We start from the raw sequence: 1,962 nt of genomic DNA, 5'->3' as shown, positions 1-1,962 counted from the left end.
AAATTATATCATCAATGGCCGTAGATGATATCATTCTTAATTCGGCTAGAAAGGAAAAATACTCAATTCTAACCTTAAATTGAGTATACGTGAGAATATGAATTTAAGTGATTTCTATAATGGTAATGAATTTGAAATGTATACGTATCTTGGTGCCCATCGCGCCCATGACCATCATGTCACGTTTAGAACGTATGCTCCTAGCGCTAAGCATGTATCCCTCATTGGTTCGTTCTCGGACTGGACGGAAGTGCCAATGCATCCAATCGCTAATGGCCAGTTCTATGAGGCGAGCGTTCCTGCTGCTGAAGGTGATCTCTATAAGTATCGTATTTATACAAACGACTATGATTTTATTGATCATTGCGATCCTTATGCCTCATGGGCAGAAGTGCGTCCAGCTACAGCTAGCCGTATCTTTACATCAAGCTATGCATTCCATGATGAAGAATGGTTCAATCGCAAAGATCATAGTGAACATGAACCAATGAATATCTATGAAGTCAATCTTGGCAGCTGGCATTTAAAAGAAGATGATGAATGGTATAACTATGAAGAGCTAGCCGAGATGCTTGTAAAATACTGCAAGGAGAATAATTATAACTATCTTGAACTGATGCCTATAACGGAATTCCCAAATGATGCTTCCTGGGGTTATCAGCCAACCGGCTATTTTGCCCCAACATCACGTTATGGCACACCTGACCAGTTGCGTTATCTCATTGATGCTTGTCATCAGGCCTCAATTGGTGTCATTTTAGACTTTGTTCCTGTGCATTTTGCGATTGATGGCTTTGCCCTCAACAACTATGATGGCACACCGCTTTACAACTATCCAAATGATGCTGTTGGCAAGAGTGAGTGGGGGACATGTAACTTCCAGCATAGCCGTGGGGATGTTCGTAGTTTCTTGAATTCTTCAGGCTATTACTGGCTCAAGGAATTCCATTTTGATGGCTTAAGACTAGATGCTGTCAGCAATCTTATTTTCTGGCAGGGTGACAGTAATCGTGGCGTAAATAATGAAACAGTGAATTTCATCAAGAATTTTAATGGGGGCTTAAAGCAGCGTTTGCCTCATGCCCTTCTCTTTGCGGAAGATTCCTCAAGCTATCCTGGTGTCACAAAGAAGCTTGAAGAAGGCGGTCTTGGCTTTGATTATAAGTGGGATCTTGGCTGGATGAATGATACGCTTGATTATTTCAAAAAGACAAGTGCTGAAAGAAAAGAGAATTATCATAAACTGACATTCTCAATGTATTATTTCTATAATGAACATTACTTATTACCACTCTCACATGATGAAGTTGTTCATGGCAAGAAGACCATCATCGATAAGATGTATGGCGAATATGAAGATAAATTCAAGAATGCCAGAGCGTTCTATATGTACATGTTTGCTCATCCAGGCAAGAAGCTCAACTTCATGGGAAATGAAATTGCCCAGTTTAGGGAATGGGATGAAAAACGTGAACAGGACTGGGATCTATTAAAATATCCACTCCATGATGCTTTCAACCATTATTTTAAGGATTTATCAAAGCTCTATCTTGAACATCCTTCATTAAGTGCACATGATTATGATTTATCAGGTTTTGAATGGATTGATTGTCACCAGGAAGATAAAGCGGTTTATGTCTTTGAAAGACGCTGTGAGGGCGAACGTACCATCTTCTTCTTCAACTTCTCAAGTGAAGAACAGACTTATGATTATTCAAATGCTCAGCAAGAACATTTTATTCCATTGCTTGACAGCAATGCGAAAATCTATGGCGGAGAAAATGATGCAGAGGATGCGTTTGATATAAGTCATACAAAGACATTCACGTTGGATCCATTATCTGCCAAAGCTTATCTTATTAAATAATGGCGCTTTAAATAATCGTGGGGTTTGACGAATTTCGCTTTAAGAAATCGTGGGGTCTTAGCTGACAAATTTTAAATTCGCTTTAAAAAACTGTG

Annotated in this window: 1 protein-coding gene; it reads left to right on the top strand. The window is 39.3% G+C overall.

From position 1 onward, the window contains the following. Positions 1-79 precede the first annotated feature (79 nt). A complete protein-coding gene (glgB, locus tag T529_RS0111580; protein WP_274518645.1) occupies positions 80-1,867 on the top strand; it encodes a 1,4-alpha-glucan branching protein GlgB in 1,788 nt (595 codons plus the stop codon). Positions 1,868-1,962: the final 95 nt, after the last annotated feature.

Source organism: Sharpea azabuensis DSM 18934 (assembly GCF_000702165.1).
Lineage (GTDB): Bacteria > Bacillota_I > Bacilli_A > Erysipelotrichales > Coprobacillaceae > Sharpea > Sharpea azabuensis.
The sequence above is the reverse complement of the archived record's forward strand: the minus strand, read 5'-3'. Positions and strand labels throughout refer to the sequence as shown.